This is a genomic window from Vibrio sp. CCB-PB317 (assembly GCF_022808245.1).
GTDB classification, from domain to species: Bacteria; Pseudomonadota; Gammaproteobacteria; order Enterobacterales; family Vibrionaceae; genus Vibrio; species Vibrio diabolicus.
This window is the reverse complement of sequence record NZ_JALGNU010000002.1, coordinates 802,513-827,157: the sequence shown is the minus strand read 5'-3', so window position 1 is coordinate 827,157 and position 24,645 is coordinate 802,513. Positions and strand designations below refer to the sequence as shown.

General features: G+C 45.8%; 16 protein-coding genes. 7 read left to right on the top strand and 9 right to left on the bottom strand.

Translation table 11 applies throughout. The features are described 5' to 3' along the window. Positions 1-66: 66 nt before the first annotated feature. The 3 genes from MTR11_RS12820 to MTR11_RS12810 all read right to left on the bottom strand — a co-directional run bounded on the left by MTR11_RS12820 (position 67) and on the right by MTR11_RS12810 (position 2,966). Positions 67-996 (bottom strand): SRPBCC family protein, encoded by a 930-nt coding sequence (locus MTR11_RS12820; RefSeq protein WP_243327788.1) that lies wholly within the window; start codon positions 994-996, stop codon positions 67-69. 88 nt (positions 997-1,084) lie between these two features. Then, complete coding sequence (locus MTR11_RS12815; protein ID WP_150918057.1) at positions 1,085-2,326, bottom strand: sensor histidine kinase; 1,242 nt, start codon at positions 2,324-2,326, stop codon at positions 1,085-1,087. After that, positions 2,298-2,966 (bottom strand): response regulator transcription factor, encoded by a 669-nt coding sequence (locus MTR11_RS12810; protein WP_243327787.1) that lies wholly within the window; start codon positions 2,964-2,966, stop codon positions 2,298-2,300. The genes MTR11_RS12815 and MTR11_RS12810 overlap by 29 nt, the downstream gene beginning before the upstream one ends. Before the next feature lie 90 nt (positions 2,967-3,056). Here MTR11_RS12810 and MTR11_RS12805 point away from each other — a divergent pair, with 90 nt between their 5' ends. Next, a complete protein-coding gene (locus tag MTR11_RS12805; protein WP_243327786.1) occupies positions 3,057-4,256 on the top strand; it encodes a DUF5666 domain-containing protein in 1,200 nt (399 codons plus the stop codon). A 158-nt stretch (positions 4,257-4,414) separates the two neighbouring features. Here MTR11_RS12805 and MTR11_RS12800 read toward each other — a convergent pair whose 3' ends face one another. Next, on the bottom strand, positions 4,415-5,464 hold the full coding sequence (locus MTR11_RS12800) for a hypothetical protein (RefSeq protein ID WP_047009268.1): 1,050 nt from the start codon (positions 5,462-5,464) through the stop codon (positions 4,415-4,417). A gap of 485 nt (positions 5,465-5,949) precedes the next feature. Here MTR11_RS12800 and MTR11_RS12795 point away from each other — a divergent pair, with 485 nt between their 5' ends. Further along, entirely contained in the window at positions 5,950-6,411 is a 462-nt protein-coding gene (locus MTR11_RS12795) for a hypothetical protein (protein ID WP_065646681.1), read from the top strand. Positions 6,412-6,504: 93 nt separating this feature from the next. Further along, positions 6,505-6,978 carry a copper chaperone PCu(A)C gene (locus MTR11_RS12790; protein ID WP_046875325.1) on the top strand — a complete coding sequence of 158 codons (474 nt, stop codon included), beginning with the start codon at positions 6,505-6,507 and terminating at the stop codon, positions 6,976-6,978. A gap of 327 nt (positions 6,979-7,305) precedes the next feature. On the opposite strand, the gene yegD is transcribed toward MTR11_RS12790, so the two are convergent. The 3 genes from yegD to MTR11_RS12775 form a co-directional block, all read right to left on the bottom strand. After that, entirely contained in the window at positions 7,306-8,670 is a 1,365-nt protein-coding gene (gene yegD, locus MTR11_RS12785; protein WP_243327785.1) for a molecular chaperone, read from the bottom strand. 112 nt (positions 8,671-8,782) lie between these two features. Beyond that, a complete protein-coding gene (locus MTR11_RS12780) occupies positions 8,783-9,406 on the bottom strand; it encodes a hypothetical protein (RefSeq protein WP_243327784.1) in 624 nt (207 codons plus the stop codon). Positions 9,407-9,731: 325 nt separating this feature from the next. Then, positions 9,732-10,052 (bottom strand): DOPA 4,5-dioxygenase family protein, encoded by a 321-nt coding sequence (locus MTR11_RS12775; RefSeq protein WP_005375836.1) that lies wholly within the window; start codon positions 10,050-10,052, stop codon positions 9,732-9,734. A gap of 656 nt (positions 10,053-10,708) precedes the next feature. Between MTR11_RS12775 and pdhA the strand changes: the two genes are divergently transcribed. Genes pdhA through MTR11_RS12760 form a run of 3 tightly spaced genes read left to right on the top strand, consistent with a single transcriptional unit; the run spans position 10,709 to position 13,924 of the window. Next, entirely contained in the window at positions 10,709-11,803 is a 1,095-nt protein-coding gene (gene pdhA, locus MTR11_RS12770; protein ID WP_243327783.1) for a pyruvate dehydrogenase (acetyl-transferring) E1 component subunit alpha, read from the top strand. Further along, positions 11,796-12,779, top strand: coding sequence for an alpha-ketoacid dehydrogenase subunit beta (locus tag MTR11_RS12765; RefSeq protein WP_243327782.1), 984 nt, complete (start codon positions 11,796-11,798; stop codon positions 12,777-12,779). Before pdhA ends, MTR11_RS12765 begins: the two co-directional genes overlap by 8 nt. Further along, entirely contained in the window at positions 12,776-13,924 is a 1,149-nt protein-coding gene (locus MTR11_RS12760) for a dihydrolipoamide acetyltransferase family protein (protein ID WP_243327781.1), read from the top strand. The genes MTR11_RS12765 and MTR11_RS12760 overlap by 4 nt, the downstream gene beginning before the upstream one ends. A gap of 66 nt (positions 13,925-13,990) precedes the next feature. Here MTR11_RS12760 and MTR11_RS12755 read toward each other — a convergent pair whose 3' ends face one another. Further along, the gene (locus MTR11_RS12755) at positions 13,991-14,956 is read right to left on the bottom strand and encodes an electron transfer flavoprotein subunit alpha/FixB family protein (RefSeq protein WP_243327780.1); all 966 of its coding nucleotides are present in this window, start codon (positions 14,954-14,956) and stop codon (positions 13,991-13,993) included. A 138-nt stretch (positions 14,957-15,094) separates the two neighbouring features. Here MTR11_RS12755 and MTR11_RS12750 point away from each other — a divergent pair, with 138 nt between their 5' ends. Beyond that, positions 15,095-16,756, top strand: a complete 1,662-nt coding sequence (locus MTR11_RS12750) for an electron transfer flavoprotein-ubiquinone oxidoreductase (RefSeq protein WP_243327779.1) — start codon at positions 15,095-15,097, stop codon at positions 16,754-16,756. 160 nt (positions 16,757-16,916) lie between these two features. Here the strand turns inward: MTR11_RS12750 and MTR11_RS12745 are convergent, their stop codons facing one another. After that, positions 16,917-24,536 carry a VCBS domain-containing protein gene (locus MTR11_RS12745; RefSeq protein ID WP_243327778.1) on the bottom strand — a complete coding sequence of 2,540 codons (7,620 nt, stop codon included), beginning with the start codon at positions 24,534-24,536 and terminating at the stop codon, positions 16,917-16,919. Positions 24,537-24,645 lie beyond the last annotated feature (109 nt).

The following is a 24,645-nucleotide window of genomic DNA, read 5'->3' as shown; positions in this document are numbered from 1 at the left end:
CTTTTTCTTTTGTAGATTACTACGGAACTAGCATGATATTTAGGGGAGCGTGTCCGGCAACGCCTGTCATTTCTTAAATAAAATAACTTCGGTTCTTAGTTTATCCTGCGTGGTTTCTTGCGGGTTATCTAAGTAGCGCTCAATCCCTAATGGACTGGTTTTGGCTTTCATACCACTCTGACGAACCAAGTTCATCGCTAAAGCCCATGCATTTCCCAAAAACTGATATTCCCCACGGTGCTCGACGACAAATGTTTCACTCTCAGGTATGGTACCGGAAACCGCTCCCTCTGGCGCAGTTACTGCGTTATCAAGTGGCAAGCAAGTGATAAACTCAAACGTGCCTTTCTGCATATCCATCGACTGGTAATAACAAAATAACTCGCCGTTCACAGATAAGCCCTTGTCATCAACTATCTGCTTTAACTGTTGAACTTGTTCTTCTATTACCGGACCTAATTCTGGAATGCTGGCCTCGCCTTTTATTCCGATGTAGTGAACCTGAGGCAGGGTTCGATTACCAATTTCAACCAAGTCTGAGAGCACTTGCCCGGTTTCAAGTTTGCTTTTGAGCATGCGTAGCCCACGTTGATAATCCATCTCTATCATCGACTTAAACATACTTTTCAAAAAGAACAGATACCAAGGAACGCGTGATTGCATTTGCCATTCGACTAAACAGCCATTTTGTGACGGCGTCACGACTAGAGTCACCTTTCCATGGCTCTTGATTGGGCGAAAGAAATGCAGCTCCATATCTAATCGATGCTCTTGAGTACTTTCCAGTACAATCGCGCCAGTCCCAATACGCTGACCATTCCATTGATAACCAGCCCCAACGTGGCCCTGATTATCACTGAATGTCAGCTCGCAGCTTGGTTCAAGAATGATCCATGGTGACCAGCTTGGCCAGTTATTGAAGTTCTTGAGATAGCCAATAATTTCACTTTGATTCTTATTAATTTCAATACTTCGGCTGACCTGATAAGAGAGCATAACGGTTCCTCGAGTTTCCGCTTCACTAACTTCAGTCTAATTCAAATTCCAGTTTTTTCTTGTTTGACTGTGGGTTAGACGCACAAAGCTAGGAACGGAATTCCACTTTCGCACTAAATCGAACACCATCATCGTCCAGTATTAACGCCCATCCCATCCGTTCACATATGCGTTGTACGATAACAAGACCACAACCGTAACCAGCGTTGTACGTCTCGTTACCATCGTGACGATTCAGGATCTTAAGAGCATGACCATCCAACTCAATCTCAATATCTCCCACACTATAGCTAAAGGCATTTTTAATCAGATTGTTGATTACAATGGTCACAAAACTCTCTGGTGCATTCACGACACCACTATGTTGTTCGTGCAAAGAGTAATTCGAATCTTGCTTGGCAAATAAAGGAGCCAGCTCTTCCAGTTGTTTTTGTAAACAAGTAAGAAGCTGATGCTCTCCGTAATGCTGAGGCTCTATTTTCTCTTTACCGAGCAAGAGAAACGCTTCTGTCAGTACGCGCATTTCTTCACAAGCTGACTGCATTCTCGCGATGGCTTTTTGCGCGACTCGAGGTTGTTCTGGAATACGCGTTAGAATGTCTGTTGAGCCTTTGATCACCATGATTGGCGTTCTCAACTCATGCGATGCAAAACGACTAAATTCTTGTTCTCGTTTGAAATAGCCTGCGATATCGTTTTTATTATCCAGCAAAGTTTGCTCTATTTGGCGTGTCTCGCTGAACTTAGTTTCAACTTGGAAAGCGGGTTGATCCGGTGACATTTGGCTGATTTTGTCTTCGATTTGCGCTAGTGGTCGAGACAATATTCGCACCATATAAATGCCATACCCGACCATAACAAATGAAAATAAGCCACCGAGCAGTAGCGTAAACTGATGCAGCGAACTTTCGTATTCGTCGAGGTAATCATCGGAGTCATCTTGAAACACAATGTACATAAGCCCCTTCCCTGAGGGGTGTTTCAATACGACAAAGTGTTTGTCTTCTTCACCAAGCAGATATTCGTAAAAACCGGGCGAAGTAAAAGAGAGCAACCAATCCGGTGTCGGTGCTTCACTCCAATATGAGTTGAACTCCAATACGTTTGGCAATGGCGCATCCCAGCCCTGTTTCTCGAAATTCTCACTATAAAGCGCAGCTTCAGTATCAAGCCAGTGATGTAAACTCAGCACTTCAAGTTTGTTTTCTGCCACATAAATCAGCGACCAAAAAAGAGTAAACATCACAAGCGTCATCACCCCAAAACCCCAACGGATCTTGCGATAAATACTTGGATATTCGTTATGCTTTAAGTCGGTAACCTTGTCCATGAATAGTCTCTAATCGTGATTCTTCAAAACCTTTGTCTAACGCGGTTCTTAAACCATAAATATGGCTACGAAGTGCATCACTTCCGGGTGGTTCGTCTCCCCACACACTATCGATCACTTCTGTGCGCGAAACCGATGCTGGAGCACGTTGGAGAAGTAACTTTAAAATCTTGGTTTGAATTCGGCTCAGCTTAATTTCTTTGTCTTTTCTCGTCACTTTGCCTGTGCGCGCATCTAAACAAATGTCCGCAAACTTGAGCGTGCCAATATCTTGCCTTGGACCGCGATTAGCCAAAGCATGAACACGCAAACTAAGCTCTTCCATCGCAAATGGCTTCATTAAATAGTCATCGCCTCCCGCTTTAAATGCCGCGATTTTGTCATCTAACGTATCTTTTGCGGTTAGGAAGAGGATTGGAGTTCCACAGAGCTGATCTTGTCGAAGTTTCTGTACCGTACTAATGCCATCGAGCTTAGGCATCATGATATCCATGATGATTACATCGTAATGATTATCCTCGATTAACTTCAGTGCGGCCTCACCATGATACGCACAATCGATAATCACGCCTTCAAGCTCAAGATAGTCCGCAATCGTCTCCGAGACATTGTGGTTGTCATCTACAATTAAAATTTTCATAAAAATCACATTTCTTCACGATCTCTTCACGATATGCCCAATAAGATACAGGCAATTTCCTAAACTAGCTCGTAAATTGAGGTTAATACAATGAAAAAACTCGCTCTTATTTCTGTAGTAGGTTTGGCATTGTCTGGTTGTGGTGGTTCAGGTGGTGGCAGCAATAGCGATAGCACACCAACTCAACCAGTAGTGAAACCAAGTGTAGCGATTGGCTCTGTTGAAGCGGTCAACGCTGAAGAAAACACGTTAACCGTCAATGGATATACATACCATGTGTCTGGGGTGGTTTATGGCGATACATCAATGCAATTGGCCGATGTAGAACCAAAAATGATGGTTCAAGTAGGAACAGATGTTCGTAAAGCGTCTGACGATGGCTTCTTAGTAACACTTGAGCCAACCATTACCGGACGTGTTACAGCAATTGATTATGTGAAGAAAACATTTGCGGTAAACGGCGTAGATCTGCAGTTTGACGGTTTAAGTGATGATATAGAGATCAACGACTGGGTGATGGTGTCATCCTTGCCGACTGCTGATGCGGGTTATCGAGTGTTGTCTGTGGTCGAAATCGACGTAGATAACGATTACCCAACTCTTGGAAGCTACTACGAACTGGAAGGTCGCATTACTAGTATCGATGAAAATGCTGGCACGTTTAAGCTTGGTACAAATATAACCGTATCTTACGACAACATTAGCCAACTTAGCATCGGCCAATGGGTGGAAGTAGAAGGTGAAATGCAAAACGGCATCTTCATGGCAAATGAGGTAGAAGTTGAAGGCTACGACGTCATAAGCAATGACAGCGATGTGGAAGGCATCGTGACTTGGGTTGCAAATGATTACAGTGAGTTCTCATTAAACTACCGAGGTGCATTCTTCATCGATAACGCAACACGATTTGAAGATGGCAGCAAAGCGAACCTAAAACAAGGCCGAGAAGTGGAAGTAACGTCTGTCATGAAAAATGGCAAACGCATCGCTACCGTTATTGAGTTTGAGCAACCAGACTTTGACGATAACAACCAATGGCAAGGTAAAGAATTTGAATGTGAAGGATACGTATCAAACTACGATGCTGAAGCAAGAACATTTGACATCGAGCGTTGCGAAAACGACGCAGATCAATTGCTAAACAACACTACCGTTGTGATTGATGCACAAACACGCTTCCAAGGCATCGAAGAACTTAACCTAAATGGTGCTCGTGTCGAAGTCGATGGTGTAATCATCAACGACCAAAATATTGCCCGTGAAGTGGAGTTGGACGTTTACGACAACTGATCCCTTCTACGCTAAAGAAAAAGTGTCACTTCGGTGGCACTTTTTTGTTTTTCTATTTTTAAATCCTCTCTCTTCTTTTGGCTCACTTTAGTAGCGAAACCTTACAGTAAAAAAAGAGCGCCGATTGACGCTCTTTCCGATCTCTAATTGATAACCAATTATGCGGCCTCTGTCTGACCTATCCAATGATAATGGTGGTTGGCTTTTTTACCCACTAAACCGAGCTCTGCCAATTCCTCAAACACCTTGTCTACCTCTTCCGCAGATAGCCTAAATTGTTTGGCAACGGCTTTTTTTGTGCACGTAATTTGATGCGTTTTAAGTGCATCGCTCACTTGCTCTAACAACGTTTTCGGTTCCTTTGGTTCTTCTGGCTCCGGCGTTACTGGTATTTCTTGCTCTTCTTCCTCTTTGATATGAGGAAGATATCCCGCTGGCTCTGGATCGATATCGCGAACCGTTTTCAGTATCATGCCCTCATTTCGGCGATAGAAATGTCTGAACCGTTGCTCTTCACCAATCAGGCCGACAAAAAATGCAGCAAAGAAATCCAACAGAATCGAAAGAAATACAACCAAGCCAAGCTGAGCTTGCTGAGAGGTGGTACCAAATGCGTTGGCTAGGCTATCAATCAAACCAATCACTGAGCCTTGCGTGACCGGTGGCAAACTATCACGTTCCATAGCCAAGCGTTGCTGCTCTTCGCGTAAGGTTTTGTTTTGCTCCTGAATGCGAGTTACACCGGTCGCGATACGCTCCATCTCGATGTATTTCTGCGCTGCCATATTGTTGAGCTCAATCTGTTTATCGATTGCCGCAATTTGGCGATTAAACGCTTCCACTTTCGCCTGCTCTACCGAAATATGACTTTGTGCGCTGTTTGTTGCACTGTTAATGCCACCAATACTACCGCCAATGGAGATCGCAGCTAAGACTAAATAAAACACGAGAGCGGTGGCCGCCCCTGTATAGTTGCGATGGGCTCGGCGCTCACCGTATTCATACCAAGCGTAGAACTTACCCGCTTCAAAAATAATCGCTAAACCACCAAATAAGGTTTGCATCATCGGGTTTTCGTCGATCGACAAAAACAGCAATAGAGAAAAAATAGTCGATGCTAAAATCGCAGCACCAGTGAATGCGTATACACTCACCATGGCAAATCGACCTTTAGGGTATCGATATCCAATCTGTTGTTCGTATTTCATTTGAGAAATTTCTTAAGATTAATCGCCCCTCCGACTAAGTAGGACGGACGTTCTGGCATGTACAAAGGAGCGCAGAATACCGTATCCTTTATTAAATTACTGTCATAATTCCGTTAATGGAAAACAAGTGAAGATTCGGTGTGCATTTTGAATCGATATCAGCCAAATCTAGCACGTAAAAACATCACTTCGGCACCCACTAACCGAAGTTTCAGTGACATATAAGAGAGATTAATTCAGTATCTTCAAAAGCGACTAGGCAAGACAGACAAGCTGAATTGGAGGTTATGAATGCCAGCCGAATCAAGACATGCCATCTGCCGTAACACGTTGCTTTAAATCGTAAAAAGCCAAGCTATTAAAGCGTTAAAAATAGGCAATAAAACAAATAATGCACACTTGCATCACCTTTTAGTAAACTGATAATTACATTGTTTGGTTAATTTGTTAGTATCCCGCGCCGAAGAAGATAAGCACTCAATTGTATGGAAAACACTCTAATACAGCATAAACACCATCGCTTGCACGCTATTGCGGTTATTATCGCGGTGTTGTTTCAGTTGTATTTAGCGTCCACAGCGACTCTTAACCCAACACAAGTTCACAGCACAACCTGGCTTAACAAAGTTCAAAGTGAAAAGGTCTTACTGTGTACCGCAGATGGTTTCAAATGGGTGGACATCAATACGCTGATTGAAGCTAACGCTCAACCTTCTTCTACGCTCATTCAAGATCTTAATTTACATGAAGGCTTTCAGTTTGAGTGTCCGCTTCTTCAAGCGGTTCAATTCTTTCTTTTGGTTGCGATTGGGCTATACCTGACTACCATCCATTGGCTGCGCCGAGTCAAGAATGCCCTGACGCCTTACCGATTTTCAAAATGCGATAGGCTCGTTTACAAACACATCGCGCCTAAGCACTCTCCGCCGAGTGTTTTTCCTGCCTAACAGGCATCTAATCATTGACAACTTTATTCAAAAATAACGATGACTCTGTTTGTTGTCCATTCAGAGAAGCTATTCATTCAAAAGGAAAAACACATGCTTAAATCATTAAAAACCGCCGCTATCGCGCTTATTGCTGTCATCGCTAGCCCATTGAGTTTAGCGCACGATTATGAAGCAGGAAAAATTCATATCGACCATCCATGGAGCCGCGAAGCGCCACCAAACGCACCTGTTATCGGTGGTTTTTTTCAATTAACCAACCACGGTGACAGTGAAGATGCATTGATCGCAGCAGAAAGCCCAATCGCAGGACATGTCGAAATTCACACGCATAAGAAAGAAGATGGTGTGATGAAAATGATTAAGATTGACGAAGTGCGCGTTCCAGCCAATGACTCTGTGTTGTTTAAGCCAGGCAGCTTCCATTTAATGATTTTCAATCCAACACAAGCGCTCAAAGAAGGTGACCGCTTCCCTATGACGTTAACATTCAAAAACGCGGGTAAAGTGGAAGTAGAAATGGCGGTTGAAAAACAAGGTCACATGGAAAAACACATGCACCATTAATGACGTAAACAAAAATGCCCGCTGATTTAGCGGGCATTTTTTCAGCTTAGTAAAAATCATTATTCCGATAGATCATAACCCGATTCTTCAGAATAACGGCAGCGAGTAGCGCTTAGCGAGACGAAGTCATATACATAACAGCATGCTCGGACAATAGATTCTGAATCACGCTCGTCCCTCATTGTTCAGAATGACATTGAAAGATTTAAGAACCCTAACAAGGTTCCCTACTCGCATGAAACTCAATCTCTCAGCGAAGTCTTCCAACCATCATTTGATAAGCCTAAGCGAAGTCATAAATTTGGTAACAATGCGCCCATAGCGCAATTAGTTTTCTTTCGACTTGAAACAGACCTCAGCCCAACGAGCTAGGCCAGCAGTTACCGAGCCAAAATAATTTCCACTGACAACCGGAATATTTGGCAGTACGGTTTGCACCGCATCGCGCAAAATTGGCGAGCGTGCCGTACCACCAGTCATAAAGATAGCATCGGGTTTCACCCCAGCTTGCTCTACCGCTTCTGTCACCAACGCCGTCATTTTATTCTTCGGCGACTGAATCGCTTCGATCATTTCGTCTCGTTGCACATCGACTTCAATCAGTTCTGACAGTAAGTTGATGCCAGTTCGGTAAGAAGCTTGTTCTGAAAGCGCCACTTTCGCTTCTTCGGCACGGCGAACAATGTTGTAGCCTAAAGACTCATGATACACCTCTAGCAAACGAGCAAGCTTTTCTGGCTCTTGAGCCTGCTTTTGAAGCAACTTCAACGCGGATAGGTTCTCTCGCGAATAGAAATCACTCTGCGCTTCTACATTGTTGATTGCTATCGGGTTCCAGAATTGGGTGGTCGGCATCACAATACCTGACTCCATTTTGCTTTCCATGCCAAACGGGAACATGAGCTGCTTAAATGCTAACGCGATATCAAGATCATTCCCGCCGACGCGCTGGCCACTATGAGCTAACAAGCTTGCGGTCCTATCCGCTTTGCCACGCCAAGACGGCCCCATTTGAATCAACGAGCAGTCCGTTGTACCACCGCCAATATCGACCACTAGAATGGTTTTGTCTTCGCTGAGTGTCGCTTCATACTCTAGGCCCGCCGCGACAGGCTCAAACTGAAACTCCACATTTTGGAAGCCCGCACGTTTCGCTGCCCGCAACAAAATGCGTTCAGCCTGAATGTTAGCCGTTTCACCGCCACGCCCATGGAAGTTAATTGGCCGGCCGATAACAGCATCGGTAATACTTTGCTGCGCATCGTTTTCGGCTTGCGACTTAATATTGTCCATCATCGCGCAGACAAGATCTTCGAAGAAAGCCAATTGCATGTCACGCAAGCCAGAAGCGCCAAGAAAAGACTTCGGCGACTTTACGTAATAGATATCACGAGGATCTTCCAAATAGAGATTAAGCGCCGCCTGACCAAATGCAATGTCGTCAGATTCGAGATCAATACTTTCTTCTCTGTTTAAATTGATTGCCCGGCGTAAAACCTGCTCACCAACTTGATCTAATGGTTTAATATCTCGATGGCGAAATAAGTGCTCGGATACCGATTCACGAGTCGGTGCAGCAAGGGTGGAAGGAATAAATGGACTGCTCCCTTCTAGGTTAAGCATTACTGGCTCACCCGATTCCATTTTTGCCACTGAACAGTTTGCAGTGCCATAGTCAAAGCCGATAAACATAGTTCCTCCCACTAATAAGGGCCTGTAGACCGTTAAAAAGCCGGCAATGCTAACTTAATGGCATAGGAATTACTATCCTAAAATCGTGTGTAATTTAACGTGGCAAGTCTATCTAAGGTTTATTGCTCTCTTTTTTCATAGATGGCAAAACAACCGCAACCAATAACGCTAATAATAAGAATACAGGAGTAAGCGTTAACCCGTGCCAGATCGAATAACCGTCATGGAACAACCAGAAAATACCAACTGTCAAGAGATACGCAAAGTAACTGCAAAACACTAAGCTAATCGCAACAAAGCGCGTTCGATTGATAATAAGAATCCGCACTAGATACTGACTAAGAATACCAGAACAGTGCATGGCAAGCTGCCAATTGATGATAAAGAAAGCAAGCGCAATAAACCCTGCAACCACTAGTGAATCGTGAGTATTTAAAATAAAGTAGCTACCAAATCGGCTTATGATGATCGGGTAATCCCCTTCATATACTGTTGACCAAGATATCGCATTTGCTGCTGCAATATAATTCGCAAAATAAGCGATGGCGTAAAAAGTCGTTTGAGAACTGAACGGCTGAAATACATCCGTACAATATCCTCGCCATTCTTCTTTGTTGGCTGTAGGTCCAACCCAGTTACGTTTTTGATGAGCGACGCGCTCGGCGAATGCAGGTCCGTTGCGAAACAACAACCAAAATATATACAGTGAAAGTATGACCAAGAGTATCGAAAGCATACCCTTCCCCCTCAGAAATTATCGGCTCCACTGCCAATGGCGTTGGGGTCGTAAACTGCACTTCCCTGCTATACCTATTTCATTTATCTGAACTTATTATTTTATTGCTGCCAAAACTTATTTAACGACATGCTAAACAGAAACATGGTCTCACTTGATGCTTAAGCTCAAAAACCTACTTGTAGGTTTAGCACACAAAAACAGGGCCTGCAGAATGGAGAAAAGGAAATCGCGACTTATTAACGAACATGAAAACACTAACTTGCTACGGTGACCGCGATGAGGGGAGAAGCATTCAAAGCGGTCATACATGCGGGAGGAACAGCTATTTCTCTAGCTTCTCTTCAAATACACCAATCTCTCTACCCAGCCAAATCGCGCGTTCCGTATGATCGAGCAACTCTTCTTCACTCACAGGATGGATAAGCACAGAAAAATCACCTCGAATCGTATCGAGCCAAGCCAAAAACTCTTCACTCAATGACTCTAGGTGAATTTCAAACATCGGCATTTTATGTGGGCCAACCAATCTTCCAACCAAAGGAAACACACGCAGCACATCTTGACGCTCTTGACGGATGATCTCGTTCAAGGCTTGCGCTTTATCTTGTTCTCTTAAAGGAAAATAAACATGAGCGTGATACATAATTTCTCCATAATCACTTCGACTTGAGCACCATCTACTGTTGATAAGCTCAAGGACCGCCGAGGGTATACATTTGTAATGTCGTCACCCTACCCTGATTCCACTCTGTTGGGAAGAAGTTATGTATTCTCATAAGGCCGGAGTTTCGGGCACAACAAAAAATCTCAATACAACACATAACAACTACTTGAGTTGATTCATTAATAATGACTCACTTTGTCAAATTTTACAGCCAAATTTTGTTGCAAATATGTTTCATTCAATAGCAATTAAATTCGAGTTTAAAAATGCCAACAATTAAAAATTAGCATATTACTCTACAAAATCAGGGTGTAAGCAAAACTTTACTACTGATCAAAAGTCAAAATGAAGCACAATTTAACAATTTGTTTACACTTATTGTATCTGGCTATACCACGATTTAGTTAGAGGTTAGATGCAGAAAAAATGTTTCTCTGTGTCTTGCGATGAAATAGCCGCAGCGGTGTTATCGAAAAATAGTTTAAAGGACGTACAGATGCCTACAGCTATAGAAAACACAAGCAACCTTAGGTATGGCCTTTGCGCTGATATCAGAGTTTGAGTACCCATACAAACTCTGGTTTGATATGAACAGCTGCAGTCCAAAAGACACGCAGCGTCAAAAGGAGCTTGAGATGAACGTTCAGGCATTACCCATGCATCGGTTTATCGACCATCATGGGGACCTAGTCGGCCAACTACCCAACTGGGCTGACACTGAAACTTTGGTCGGTTTTTACCGAGACATGGTATTAACTCGCACTTACGACAACAAAGCCGTTGCGTTGCAACGCACCGGCAAGTTAGGGACCTACCCTTCGCACCTAGGTGCTGAAGCCATCGGCATTGCGGTCGGCAGAGCGCTGAAAGCCGATGATGTATTTGTCCCTTATTATCGCGATATGCCTGCAATGTGGTGTCGTGGTATTGGCATGGAGAAGAATCTTCAATACTGGGGCGGTGATGAGCGCGGTAGTGATTTTGCTCCTGAGGGCAGCCCAATTCCTAGCCGAGATCTTCCATTCTGTGTTCCCATTGCGACGCAATGTACACACGCTGTCGGGGTGGCTTCCGCATTGAAAATTCAAGGTAACCATGAAGCTGCGCTAGTCATGTGCGGCGATGGCGGTACATCCAAAGGGGATTTTCTAGAGTCAATAAACTGTGCGGGTGCTTGGAATATTCCACTTGTTTTCGTTGTGAATAACAACCAGTGGGCAATTTCAGTGCCGCGTAGCCTTCAATGTGCTGCCGATTTCTTATCAGAAAAAGCGCAAGGCGCTGGTATACCGGGCATTACAGTAGATGGTAACGATGTCGTCGCGGTTTATGATGCAACCAAGACCGCACTTGAGAGAGCGAGAAAAGGGAAAGGCGCAACACTCATCGAAGCGGTGAGTTACCGACTGAGTGACCACACTACGGCCGATGATGCGACTCGTTATCGTAAAGAAGATGATGTTCAAACCGCATGGCAATACGAACCTATCGCACGTCTTAAAACGTATCTCCTTAATCAAGGCGCTTGGAGCGACGAACAAGAACAGCAATGGCTAGATTACTGTAAAGAGCAAGTAGAGTTAGCTGTTGAACGCTATCTGAGCTTACCGCCACAAGCACCAGAAACCGGTTTCGATTATTTGTATGAATCGCTACCTCAAGAGCTTCATGCACAAAGAGATGAGCTCATCAACAAAGCAATGCGAATGCAGGGAGGCAAACATGGCTGAACTAACGTTAGTTGAAGCAGTAAACCTCGCTCTGCACCACGAAATGCAACAAAACCAAAATGTTGTCGTGTTAGGTGAGGACGTAGGTGATAATGGTGGCGTATTCCGTGCCACCGTAGGGCTCAAACAAGAGTTTGGTCTCAAACGAGTGATCGATACGCCCCTCGCTGAAGCGTTAATCGGCGGTGTTGCGGTCGGTATGGCAACGCAAGGATTACGACCTGTCGCCGAATTTCAATTTCAAGGTTTTGTTTTTCCTGCAATGGAGCACTTAATGTGCCACGCGGCACGCATGCGTAACCGAACTCGCGGTCGCCTCACTTGCCCCGCGGTTTTCCGTGCGCCATTTGGCGGCGGTATTCACGCTCCAGAGCACCACTCAGAAAGTGTAGAGGCGCTATTTGCGCACACTGCTGGCTTTAAAGTAGTGATTCCTTCTTCACCTCAACGCGCATACGGCCTGCTTCTCGCCGCGATTCGAAGTAATGATCCTGTCATGTTCTTCGAACCGAAACGCATTTATCGAACCGTAAAATCTGAAGTCGTTGATAATGGCGAAGCACTTCCACTCGACACCTGCTTCACCTTACGTAAGGGGCGCGATATCACGCTTGTTACTTGGGGCGCATGCGTCGTAGAGTCACTTCAAGCCGCACAGACCTTATCTAGTCAAGGGATTGAAGTCGAGGTGATTGATTTGGCGAGCATTAAGCCAATTGATACCGCAACGATTTTCAGCTCACTAGAAAAAACCGGACGTTTACTCGTTGTTCATGAAGCGAGTAAAACTTGTGGTGTGGGCTCTGAGCTTTTAGCTCGAACAGCCGAACACGCCATGTGCTTACTAAAAGCCCCACCTAAACGAGTAACTGGAATGGACACCATTATGCCTTATTACCGTAACGAAGATTATTTCATGGTTCAGGAAGAAGACATTGTGACCGCAGCGCGCGAACTCGTGGAGGATTGGAAATGAAGACGTTTAACTTACCCGATCTCGGCGAAGGCCTCGCTGAATCAGAAATTGTAAAATGGCACGTTAATGTCGGTGACATGGTTAAGTTGGATCAAGTGATCTTAACTGTCGAGACAGCAAAAGCGACGGTCGACGTTCCCGCCCCCTACTCGGGCCGTGTAGTCAGCCGCCATGGGGAAGAAGGTGATATCGTCAATATTGGCGCATTGCTACTCGAAATTGACGAAACTGGCGCAGAGCGCGGGGCAACGGTAGATAAAAAAGAGACCGCTGACGCCGCGACCGTTGTCGGCAACGTTTCTCATCAAGCGCATCACGTTAACGTCGATGACTTCTGGATTGGAGGCAATCACAACCCGACTGAGAGTAATCTAGTTACTGCTCTACCGTCGGCTCGTCTATTGGCACAAAAACTTGGGGTAGATCTTAATCTCGTGTCAGGCAGTGGTCCAAACGGTCTTATCGTTGATGCCGACATTTACGACGAAGCCGGAAAACAGCGTCCGGGCACAGAAGTATTGAAAGGTGCTCGACGCACCATGGTGTCCTCGATGACTGAGTCACACGAGCACGTTGCTGCCGTGACCATTACAGAAGAAGCGTTGTTGGAAGACTGGCTGCCGAACGAAGACATCAGTATCCGTCTGGTTCAAGCGATTGTTCATGCGTGTCAGGAAGAGACCGCTTTAAATGCTTGGTTTGATGCAGAAACCATGACGCGTTGCGTGCATAATACAGTTAACCTTGGTATTGCTGTAGATAGCCGTCATGGCTTGTACGTACCCGTATTGCGCCACGCAGATGAATACGAGCCACAGGATGTTCGTCGTTGGCTCGATCAAACTGTTGAAGGGATCAGAGAGAGAAAAATCGGTCGAGAGCAATTACAGCACGCGACGATTACGCTTTCCAACTTCGGAGCGATTGCCGGCATTTACGCGACACCTGTCGTCACACCTCCGCAAGTCGCTATTGTTGGTGCTGGTCGAATACTCGACCGAGTGGTGATAAGAAATGGTCAAGCAATTTCGGTGAAAGCAATGCCGCTATCCGTAACGTTTGATCATCGCGCTTGTACTGGTGGTGAAGCAGCAAGGTTTACTAAAGTGCTTGCAGAACACCTGCAACGCCCGAGCGAAAAGTAACTGGTAAAAACCAAATGATAAAGGCTTCCAGTTCGGAAGCCTTTTGTTTGAGAGAACAGATTATATCTACAGCTTCTCTAGCAACTCCGGCATCACCTCAAATAAATCGCCGACCAACCCATAGTCAGCGATGTCAAAAATAGCCGCATCGGGATCGCTGTTAATTGCGACAATCACCTTTGAGTCTTTCATTCCCGCTAAATGTTGAATAGCACCAGAAATTCCGACGGCAATGTATAATTCAGGTGCAACAATTTTACCAGTTTGCCCGACTTGATGGTCATTAGACACATACCCCGCATCAACCGCCGCTCGGGACGCTCCTACCGCTCCACCTAGCTTATCAGCCAATTGTTCGACTAAAGCAAACTTCTCTTTACTCCCGAATGCACGACCACCCGATACCACCACTCTAGCCGCTGGCAATTCTGGTCGCTCACTTTCTGGCGTTTGCTGCGAAATAAACTCACTAAGTTTGTTGATAATCACTGTATCGACTTGAGTAACCTTAGGGATAACTGGTGTGTCTGACAGCTCTAGGGCATCAAAAGCCGTACTTCGTATGGTCATCACTTTAAAGGGATCGTTCGACGTGACTGTAGCCAATGCATTCCCGGCATAAATTGGACGAATCACCGTATCGATAGACTCGATGGTCATCACGTCCGAAAGTTGCCCTACATCGAGCAACGCCGCCACGCGAGGCATCACATTCTTACCAAACGTACTGGCAGGAGAAAGAATGTGTGAGTAATTTTTGGCTACTTGTGAGATCAAAGGAGCTATATTTTCCGCTAACCCATGCTCGTATTCCTTCGCGTCAACCCAGATAATTTCTGCAACGCCCTTAACGCACTTCAACTCATCCAAAACCGATTGGCACTGATAACCAATAAGCAATACAGAAATAGGAAGCGATTTAGCATCATCCTTGATATCAAATGCCGCTTTAATTGCACACAGCGTCCCTACAGCCAACGACTGGTTGTCATGTTCCGCAATGACAAGTGTTGCTAATGGTCGGTCGTCCATGGTCATGCCTCGTATAACACGTCAGATCCATTACTTGAGCTTAGTTCACTTCACGTTAACGTCAACTGAGCTATAGTTTTCTGTATAGAAACCAAAAACCTGTCACGCAGATGACGATAATAGAAAGGAAGCAGATAGATGGAACGAGAATGCATGGAGTTTGATGTCGTGATCGTGGGAGCCGGACCTGCGGGCTTAAGTGCCGCTTGTCGCCTAGCTCAACTCAACCAAGACAGTGAAGGTGACGCACTTTCAATTTGCGTTGTAGAAAAAGGCTCAGAAGTGGGCGCACATATTTTATCTGGCGCTGTTTTTGAAACTAATGCCTTGGATGAACTTTTCCCCGATTGGAAAGAAATGGACGCCCCGCTATCAGCCTCAGTTCAGCAAGACCATTTCCTTTATCTTACTACTGAGCAAAACCATATTCGCGTCCCTCATTTCCTTACGCCACGTCCAATGATAAATGGCGAAAATAATTATGTAATTAGCCTTGCCAACCTTTGCCGTTGGCTCGCTAACCAAGCAGAAAGTCTTGGGGTGGAAGTTTTTCCTGGCTTTGCCGCTGCAAGCATCAATTATGATCAGACTGGCGCCGTGACAGGCATTAATACGAGCGATATGGGACTAGATAAGAACGGCCAAGCCAAATCTAACTTTGAGCCAGGTATCGAGCTAAAGGCAAAATACACCCTTTTTGCTGAAGGTTGTCGCGGACATCTGGGTAAAGAACTTATTCAAAGGTTCGACCTAGACGCAGGCAAGCAACCTCAGCACTACGCGCTTGGCCTAAAAGAGATATGGGAATTACCCACTGACAGCAAGGATGTATCTGGCAGTGTTATCCACTCCGCTGGATGGCCTTTGAGCGAGACAAATACCACTGGCGGCGGTTTTCTATATCACATGGAGAACAACCAAATCGCAGTCGGTTTGATCGTAGATTTAAACTACAGCAACCCTTACTTAAGCCCGTTTGACGAGTTTCAACGCTTTAAGCATCATCCAGCTATCGAGCAGCACCTAAAAGGTGCCCAACGTATCGCATATGGTGCAAGAGCCATTGCAAAAGGTGGGCTTTCTTCTCTGCCGAAACAGCAATTCCCCGGCGGTTTATTGATTGGTTGTGATGCAGGAACTTTGAATGTCGCTAAAATTAAAGGCAGCCACACAGCCATGAAGTCCGGAATCATTGCAGCAGAAGCAGTACATACTGCCCTACAAACTGGGGCTTCTGAGCCAGACTACCAGTCATTGTTTGAATCATCATGGTTGTATGACGAGCTCACCGAAACACGTAACTTTGGTGCGAACATCCACAAGTTTGGCAGCATACTGGGCGGTGCACTTTCGACCTTTGAGCATAACCTATGGCAACCACTGGTTAAGAAGCCGTTACCTTGGACTATCAAGGACTATTCGTACGATCACGAACAGTTAAAACCTAAACAAGAGTGCCAACCAATTACATACCCAAAACCAGATGGTGAAATCAGTTTTGATAAGCCTTCGTCGGTATTTTTGTCGGGAACACAGCACGAAGAGAACCAACCTTGCCACCTTGTTCTGACTTATCCTCACATTCCAATTGATGTGAATTTGGGTATGTATGACGAGCCGAGCCAGCGCTATTGCCCTGCAGGGGTTTACGAAGTGGTGGAAGTTGAGAGTAAGTTGAAGTTTCAGATAAATGCCGCCAACTGCGTGCATTGCAAAACCTGTGACATCAAAGATCCTTCACAGAACATCACATGGAAAGCGCCAGAAGGTGGTGGCGGACCAAGCTATCAAAACATGTAATCAAAGAACCACTTAAAGTGCAGAAGCAGTGCATTTACTACTGCTAATTTTTAAAGTGGTTAAACAAAAAGTCGGTAGCTAGCCGCGGCAGAAATAAAAAATAGCACCTGATGATTCAATCAGGTGCTATTTACTAAAATAACTTTATCTTCAGGTAATATTAATCCACGCTAAAAACTTGGTGATGGAACAGCTGATCAACGATTTCATGAGATGTCGCTGACGACCCTAGCTCCAACCCTGATAAATCAAAGTTCTCTAATGCCACGGACATTGTGTTGCTGTCTTCTCCAGTAATCGTCAAATTCAGAGTATCTTGGGCACTATCGTAGTCTGCGCTTACGTGTTCCAACAAGTTATCCATATCCGTTGTGTCGTCACCGACAAACTCAAGAATGTCACTCAAATCCAACTTGTCTTCATCCAGCCTAAAGTCTTTAATCACATCTCTTGATGACGTCATGTCCAGTGATTCTTGAGTAAAGGTGAAGGTGTCAATACCCTCTCCACCTGTCAAGATGTCACTGCCTAGACCTCCCGTCAGGATATCGTTTCCAAGCCCACCAACCAGAATGTCATCGCCTGCGCCACCATTCAACGTATCTTCACCTGCTTGTCCTAGCAAAATATCAATGCTTTCGCCACCGGTGATGCTATTCGCAAACTCATCTCCCACCGACGCATGACGCTCAGTTTGCACAATATCGGTGCCAGAATCGTTCAATGTAAGTGTAAAGACGTTTTCACTTATGCCACCTTTACCATCAGACACTTTAAACAAGAAATGCAAATCCGCCTGCTGGTCTCCCTGTAGAGTAAGCTCATCGCTTTGAGTAAAGCTATAACTGCCATTGGATGACACTTCCAAAGTGCCGAACGCTGTCTGGATATGAAGCTGACCATCTACGTCACTGGTTGAAGAAACTAACGGCTGATTTACGGTTACACCGTGCAGATCTGCGCCCAACAGAGTGAAATCGCCTTCTGCCAAAGAAACGGTCATGCTATCACCATCAGCGTCCTGGCTTCCCGCCAGTAACTCACCGGCAATTGGATCGGGAGAGAACTGGTTTAGGTACTGCCCCAAGTCTTCACCTGAGTCGATAAACACCACTTTGTCGCTAAGCTCATCTAGAGCCTCTGCTGCTTTGACATTATCAGAGAGAGCAATACCAATCCCATATACCTTGGCGTCATGAGTCTGTTTGTAATCCTCCCAGCGCTCGTCTAGATCAGGAGAAGTAACAGCGTCCTCGCTAGGGTTGGGTTCGCCATCTGAGATAAAGAATATGGTGTCCTTACTCTCTGACGGTTTTTCTGGACCGAAATAGTCCCAACCATCCTGCCAAGGGTAAACGGCATTACTTGCCTCACCAGGCTCCATTACAGCCTCTAAAGCTTTATCGTAATCCGTATTGGTACCGTATTCTACGTCACACCAGTTGCGCACATATTCTGAAACTTCATTTTGGAAACTTAAATCGTTTGGATCACGGCCATTCATCTCTGGTGGGCGTGTCATCAACTCAACTTCACTCAAAGTCAGCCAGCTATGTGTGGATGTATCACCGTCGAAACGTACCAGGCGGATATAGGTATTTGATTCTCCTCCATCGGCAATCATGTTTTCAACCATGGAATGTAACGCTGCTGCTGCTTTGTAAGCTCTCGATTCAGTTTTCGGTGCGGTTGCATCACGACCCACGGTATTCTCACCGTCAAAGGTACGGGTCATGCTGTTCGAGTGGTCGAACACTACCGTCACTTTATTGATCGGTAAGTCTTCCATCTGAGCAAAGCCCTGAACTGGAGATGAGGTTGGGGCATGGTTCTCAGTGACATTCAGGATAACCTGAGTTGTATCGGTATCCACACCATCGCTTGCAGACACTTCCAACTGATACGTTTGCTGAGTCGAGTGATCCAGTTTTACACCATCTTTCAGCCAAATCTCACCACTATTAGAGTCAACACGGAATAGATCAGCATCACCACCACTCAATTCATACTTTATGGTGTCACTGCCATCCGGATCAAACGCTTCCACCTGGCCGACTAATACCCCAACTTCTTGCTCAGCGACGTCAAAGCTTGTTGTATCTTCTGTTGGCATACCGTTGGCATCGGTGCCATGGGTTTGGTCTGTATCACCGACACTGATGAATTCTGGTGCGCGATCTCGGATATCAATGGTAACTTCACTATTTGTAGTATCACCGTCAGCATCGATAACCGTAACGTCAAGCTTCTCTTGTTGATGACCTACAACATTGCTCGCTTGATAGTCGTAGTGACCATTTTCAAAGTTAATGGTCAGCTTGCCGTGGTTGGTATCAATTTGCGCCAGAGAATGATCCGATATTTTCGTGCCATCGCTGGTAGTGACATCACCGTTTATTTTGTTGTAGTAATATATCTCGCCATCGATAGTGATGTGATCTACCCACTGAGCATCACCGCCATTGTCATCCAGAAGGTTACCTTGCAACTGGCCTGAGACCGTTTTGCTAAGCAAATCCCCAATCTGAGAATCATCTACAACGACAATAGCACTGCCTTTATCTGTCGCGATCGACTCCAGGTGTTCCAGAGACGCACCATTACCGATACCGACAGACCAGATATTTTCAACATCCTGACCGCTACTGCTGATGCCATTTTCCATCGCATTTTGCAGAATGATGCCCTCTTCTTCAGAAGTAGGCTGAACCCGACCATTCACTATGTCCTGATAACGCTGTTCACTTTCAAAATCATCTGATGTTGACCACTTAATCAAGTTTTCACGGGTTTGAATTTCTCCCACGTTCGTTTGATTTGTCCAATAGGTAAAATCGGAAGGTCGACCATCTGAGATAAAGTAAAGCTGGGTATCGGTATTACTAAGCAATGCATCATCTTCTGGATCACTAAGTATTTCATTTATTTGGTCAACGGCCTGGTTATATGGCGTCGATGCATATGGATGTATACCAGAGATAAAGGCATCAATGGCCTCGGCAGAATCTAGCCACTCAGAAATCTGGCCAGATGGTTGTCCGCTGTAAGTTGCAATTCTAAAACTTACTGGACCCAAATCTTGGTATTGCTCAAACATTGACTTAATAGAGTCTTGAGCAAGTTGCCAGCGAGTAACATATTGTCCGTCTGCATCTGTTACCCAGTCGAGCATTGATTCTGACGCATCAAGTGCAATCACAACACTATTACTTTGTGAATCAACATCATTTATTTCGTAGTGAGCTGAAGACGATGACGGTAATGAATCCGTCACATTCAGATGCAAGGTGGCACTCTCAGACTGACCTCCGGCATCCACCTCGACGCTAGCGCGGATATCCAGCATGTCCGCCCCCTGCTCCGCATGATCAAGAGGCATATGTTGATCAACTGTGAAATGACCCGTTTTGCTATCTATGTTTGCTTGAACCACTTTGATGCGGTCGGCACCTGTTCCAGTATAACCAGTTAGAGTGCTCTGATCTGCACTCACTTCAAACACAACCTCTTTACCATCACTGGTGAAACCACCTAGGTTTTGATCGGCGTTGAAGTGATATTCAGCCTCCGTTGCAGAACCGAGGTTTGCGATAAAGTTGCCTTCAGCATGTACGCCAGTATCCGTATCAACTTGAGATTCATCCAATGCTGCGTGTGCATCACTGAGCGACATAGGCTCACCCATCACACTAACGGTAACTTCTGCTTTATCAGTCAGGCCGTCGTCATCACGGATGGTGTATTCGAAGGTATAATCTTTCACTTCACCCGTTTTCAGGGGTTGTTGATCAGCTGGCAGTGACTCTAGGTACTTGGCCGCATCAAAGACCAATTTACCATCTTGCAGACTAAGGAAACTTTCTGATGGATAGTCGATAATAGTCAGAGCGTCACCATCCGGGTCGCTGTCATTCGCCAGAACATCCAGCTCTAACGTGCCTGAGCCGTTGGTCTGGTAAGCTTCATCAAAGGTCGTCAGGTCCGCTGATACCTGAGTAATAAAGTACTCTGAGCCTTTAGGATCAATGACACCGTCTTTATAGCTGGTAGTAGACATTTCAATACTATCGAAGAAACGCCCATCTGCATTGATGTTGACTACTTGATTACCACCACGGGTACCTTCAAACACACCTGTCGCAACCAAGTCACCTTTGTAGTAAGCCTTCCAAACACCGCGCTCAATACCAGGCTCCCAGCTACCGTTCGAAGTGTCTGTCCATAGGTTTTTCACTTCAACTTCAGCATGATCGGCAACCTGACCATTAGCGAAGGAGAAGCGCATTGCTTCACTTTGTCCAGTTGCATCATCATATCGAATCTGACCATCTTGAACCCGGTCTGAGCCGCTGTCTAGCGCAGAACTAACGCCATATTTGTGGTCGCCGTCACCAACATAATCAGCTTTCGATGCATCAGAAACCTTGTTTCCAGATCGAGTATCAATCACATAATAATCAACTGTGATATCAGTGCTATCATCCCAGTTGCTCTGGTCAAGTGTCTTGGTTGTTTTTTCAATGCCCTTATCATCTTCAGCAATAGGGGCTTCATTAATATCGCGAACCAACACTTCGACCTGAGCGGTGTCTTTACCGCCAAACTGGTCACGAGCTTCCACTTCTAGCTGGTAGTTATCGATAGATTCATGGTCCAGATTTGCACCATTTTTGACACGGATCTCACCAGTAAGACTGTTGATTTCAAACAGTTCGCTATGACCGTTTAAGTGATACGTTATCTGACTGTCCTGATCGACATCGAATGCATTTACTTTTCCAATTACACCCGATTGACTGTTTTCATCAACGCTAAACTGGTAACTATCGATGTCGGTTTTACCTTGAGCATCCAGACCAAAGTTGTCATTACTCCCACTAACAAATTCAGGAGCATCATTAGTGCCCGTAATATCAATCACGATGTTTTGTTGGGTGCCATCGGTTGCCGTCAGGGTGATGGTATCTTGTACCTGCTCACCCTCGTCCAGCTGTTGAACCTGGCTTTGGTCCAGCGTATACGTCCACTGACCATCCACCAATACCAACTCACCGTAGGTGCCCGTAACGTTGGTGTTTGCAAAAATCGGATCGTCGCCGCTATCAACATCAGAGATGGTGATGGTGCCTGTTGCGGTCGCGACATCACCGAGATTACCTTCGCTCACCTTGCCGGTAAACATACCGTCAACAATGGGCGTGTCTTCGGTGCCCGTAATATCAATCACGATGTTTTGTTGGGTGCCATCGGTCGCTGTGAGAGTGATGGTGTCTTGTACCTGATCACCCTCGTCCAGCTGCTGAACCTGGCTTTGATCCAGCGTATACGTCCACTTTCCATCCACCAATACCAACTCACCATAGGTGCCCGTAACGACAGTGTTGCTAAACACTGGCTCATCGCCATTATCAACATCAGAGATAGTAATGGTACCTGCTGCGGTCACAACATCACCGAGATTGCCTTCGGTCACCTTGCCCGTGAATGTGCCCGTCACGACTGGCGCGTCTTCGGTGCCCGTAATATCAATCACGATGTTTTGTTGGGTGCCATCGGTCGCCGTGAGAGTGATGGTATCTTGCACCTGATCACCCTCGTCCAGCTGTTGAACCTGGCTTTGGTCCAGCGTATACGTCCACTTCCCGTCCACCAATGCTAGCTCACCATAGGTGCCCTTAACGGTGGTGTTTGCAAAAATCGGATCGTCGCCGTTATCAACATCAGAGATAGTAATGGTACCTGCTGCGGTCACAACATCACCGAGGTTGCCTTCGGTCACCTTACCCGTGAATGTGCCCGTCACGACGGGCGTGTCTTCGGTACCCGTAATATCAATCACGATCTTTTGTTGGGTGCCATCGGTCGCCGTGAGAGTGATGGTATCTTGCACCTGCTCACCCTCGTCCAACTGCTGAACCTGGCTTTGGTCCAGCGTATACGTCCACTTTCCATCCACCAATACCAACTCACCGTAGGTGCCTGTAACGGTAGTGTTGCTGAACTCTGGCTCATCGCCATTATCAACATCAGTAATAGCAATGGTGCCTGTTGCGGTCGCGACATCACCGAGATTGCCTTCGGTCACCGACCCCGTGAACGTACCGTCAACAATAGGCGTGTCTTCGGTGCCCGTAATATCAATCACGATGCTTTGTTGGGTGCCATCGGTTGCCGTCAAGGTGATGGTGTCTTGTACCTGATCACCCTCGTCCAGCTGTTGAACCTGGCTTTGGTCCAGCGTATACGTCCACTGACCATCCACCAATACCAACTCACCATAGGTGCCCGTAACGGTGGTGTTGCTAAACTCTGGCTCATCGCCATTATCAACATCAGAAATAGTAATGGTACCTGTTGCGGTCGCGACATCACCGAGATTGCCTTCGCTCACCTTGCCTGTGAACGTGCCCGTCACGACTGGCTTGTCTTCGGTGCCCGTAATATCAATCACGATGTTCTGTTGGGTGCCATCGGTTGCCGTGAGAGTGATGGTATCTTGTACTTTTTCACCCTCGTCCAACTGCTGAACCAGGCTTTGGTCCAGCGTATACGTCCATTGCCCATCCACCAATACCAGCTCACCGTAGGTGCCCGTAACGGTAGTGTTGCTGAACACTGGCTCATCGCCATTATCAACATCAGAGATAGTAATGGTACCTGCTGCGGTCACAACATCACCGAGGTTGCCTTCGGTCACCGACCCCGTAAACGTACCCGCCACGACTGGCGTGTCTTCGGTGCCCGTAATATCAATCACGATGTTTTGTTGGGTGCCATCGGTCGCCGTGAGAGTGATGGTGTCTTTTACCTGATCACCCTCGTCCAGCTGTTGAACCTGGCTTTGATCCAGCGTATACGTCCACTGACCATCCACCAATACCAACTCACCGTAGGTGCCCGTAACGTTGGTGTTTGCAAAAATCGGATCGTCACCATTATCGACATCAGTAATAACAATGGTGCCTGTTGCGGTCGCAACATCACCGAGATTGCCTTCAGTCACCTTGCCCGTGAACGTGCCCGTCACGACTGGCGCATCTTCAGTGCCCGTAATAGAGATCACAACTTCATGCTCAGTGCCATCTACAGATAAAACGGTAATACTTCTGATGATTGGGTCACTGTCATGATCCAAAGCCTGCACTTCTTCGTGCTCATTATTCAGCTGATAATTCCAGTTACCGAAAGCATCAATTGAGAAGACGCCCCAATAACTATCTTGAACCTCACTCTGTGATTGGAATAACGCTTCACCTGTATTTGGATCAGTAACACTGAGGTTGCCAGAAGTTCCAAGCGTCACATCTTCTTGAACGGCACCTCTATCTTCACCATCAATCAACGCTTCAGTTTCACCAAGCTCTGAGGTTGTGAATCGAGAAATATTAAATAGCGTTGTACTTTGCTCTGTCGTCACGCCGGCGGTTTCAAAAAAAGTACTTGCTAGTACTTCTGCCCCCGTTCGTTCAACAGTACCAGAGGCCGTCAAACTTGAACCCGTAATTTCACCAGCTTCAGTAGCATATTCATCACCTAGTTGACTCGGGTCTTGTCCTTTTTCGATGGCCTCTAATATTTTCGCAAGCTTGTCGGTAGAATCAGTTTGAGCTTCACCTTCTGTGTCAGCAATATATACATGCTGAGGTTGGATCTTCCCCTCTACTAATTCAACGACCACTTCTCCCGGTAACAAGTTTTCTTTAGACGCAAAAGCTTTAATTTGACCATCTAGGCCGATTACAACATAGGTTTGTGCGGTTAATTTTGATGGTCCAACCAAGAGCTTATACCTCATTTAGTAAATACAAAAATCTCAAAGTCCATAAAACTAAGAAAGTAATAAGACTTATTTTCAAGAAGCGATATACACAATTGGGCGTAAGCTAGCA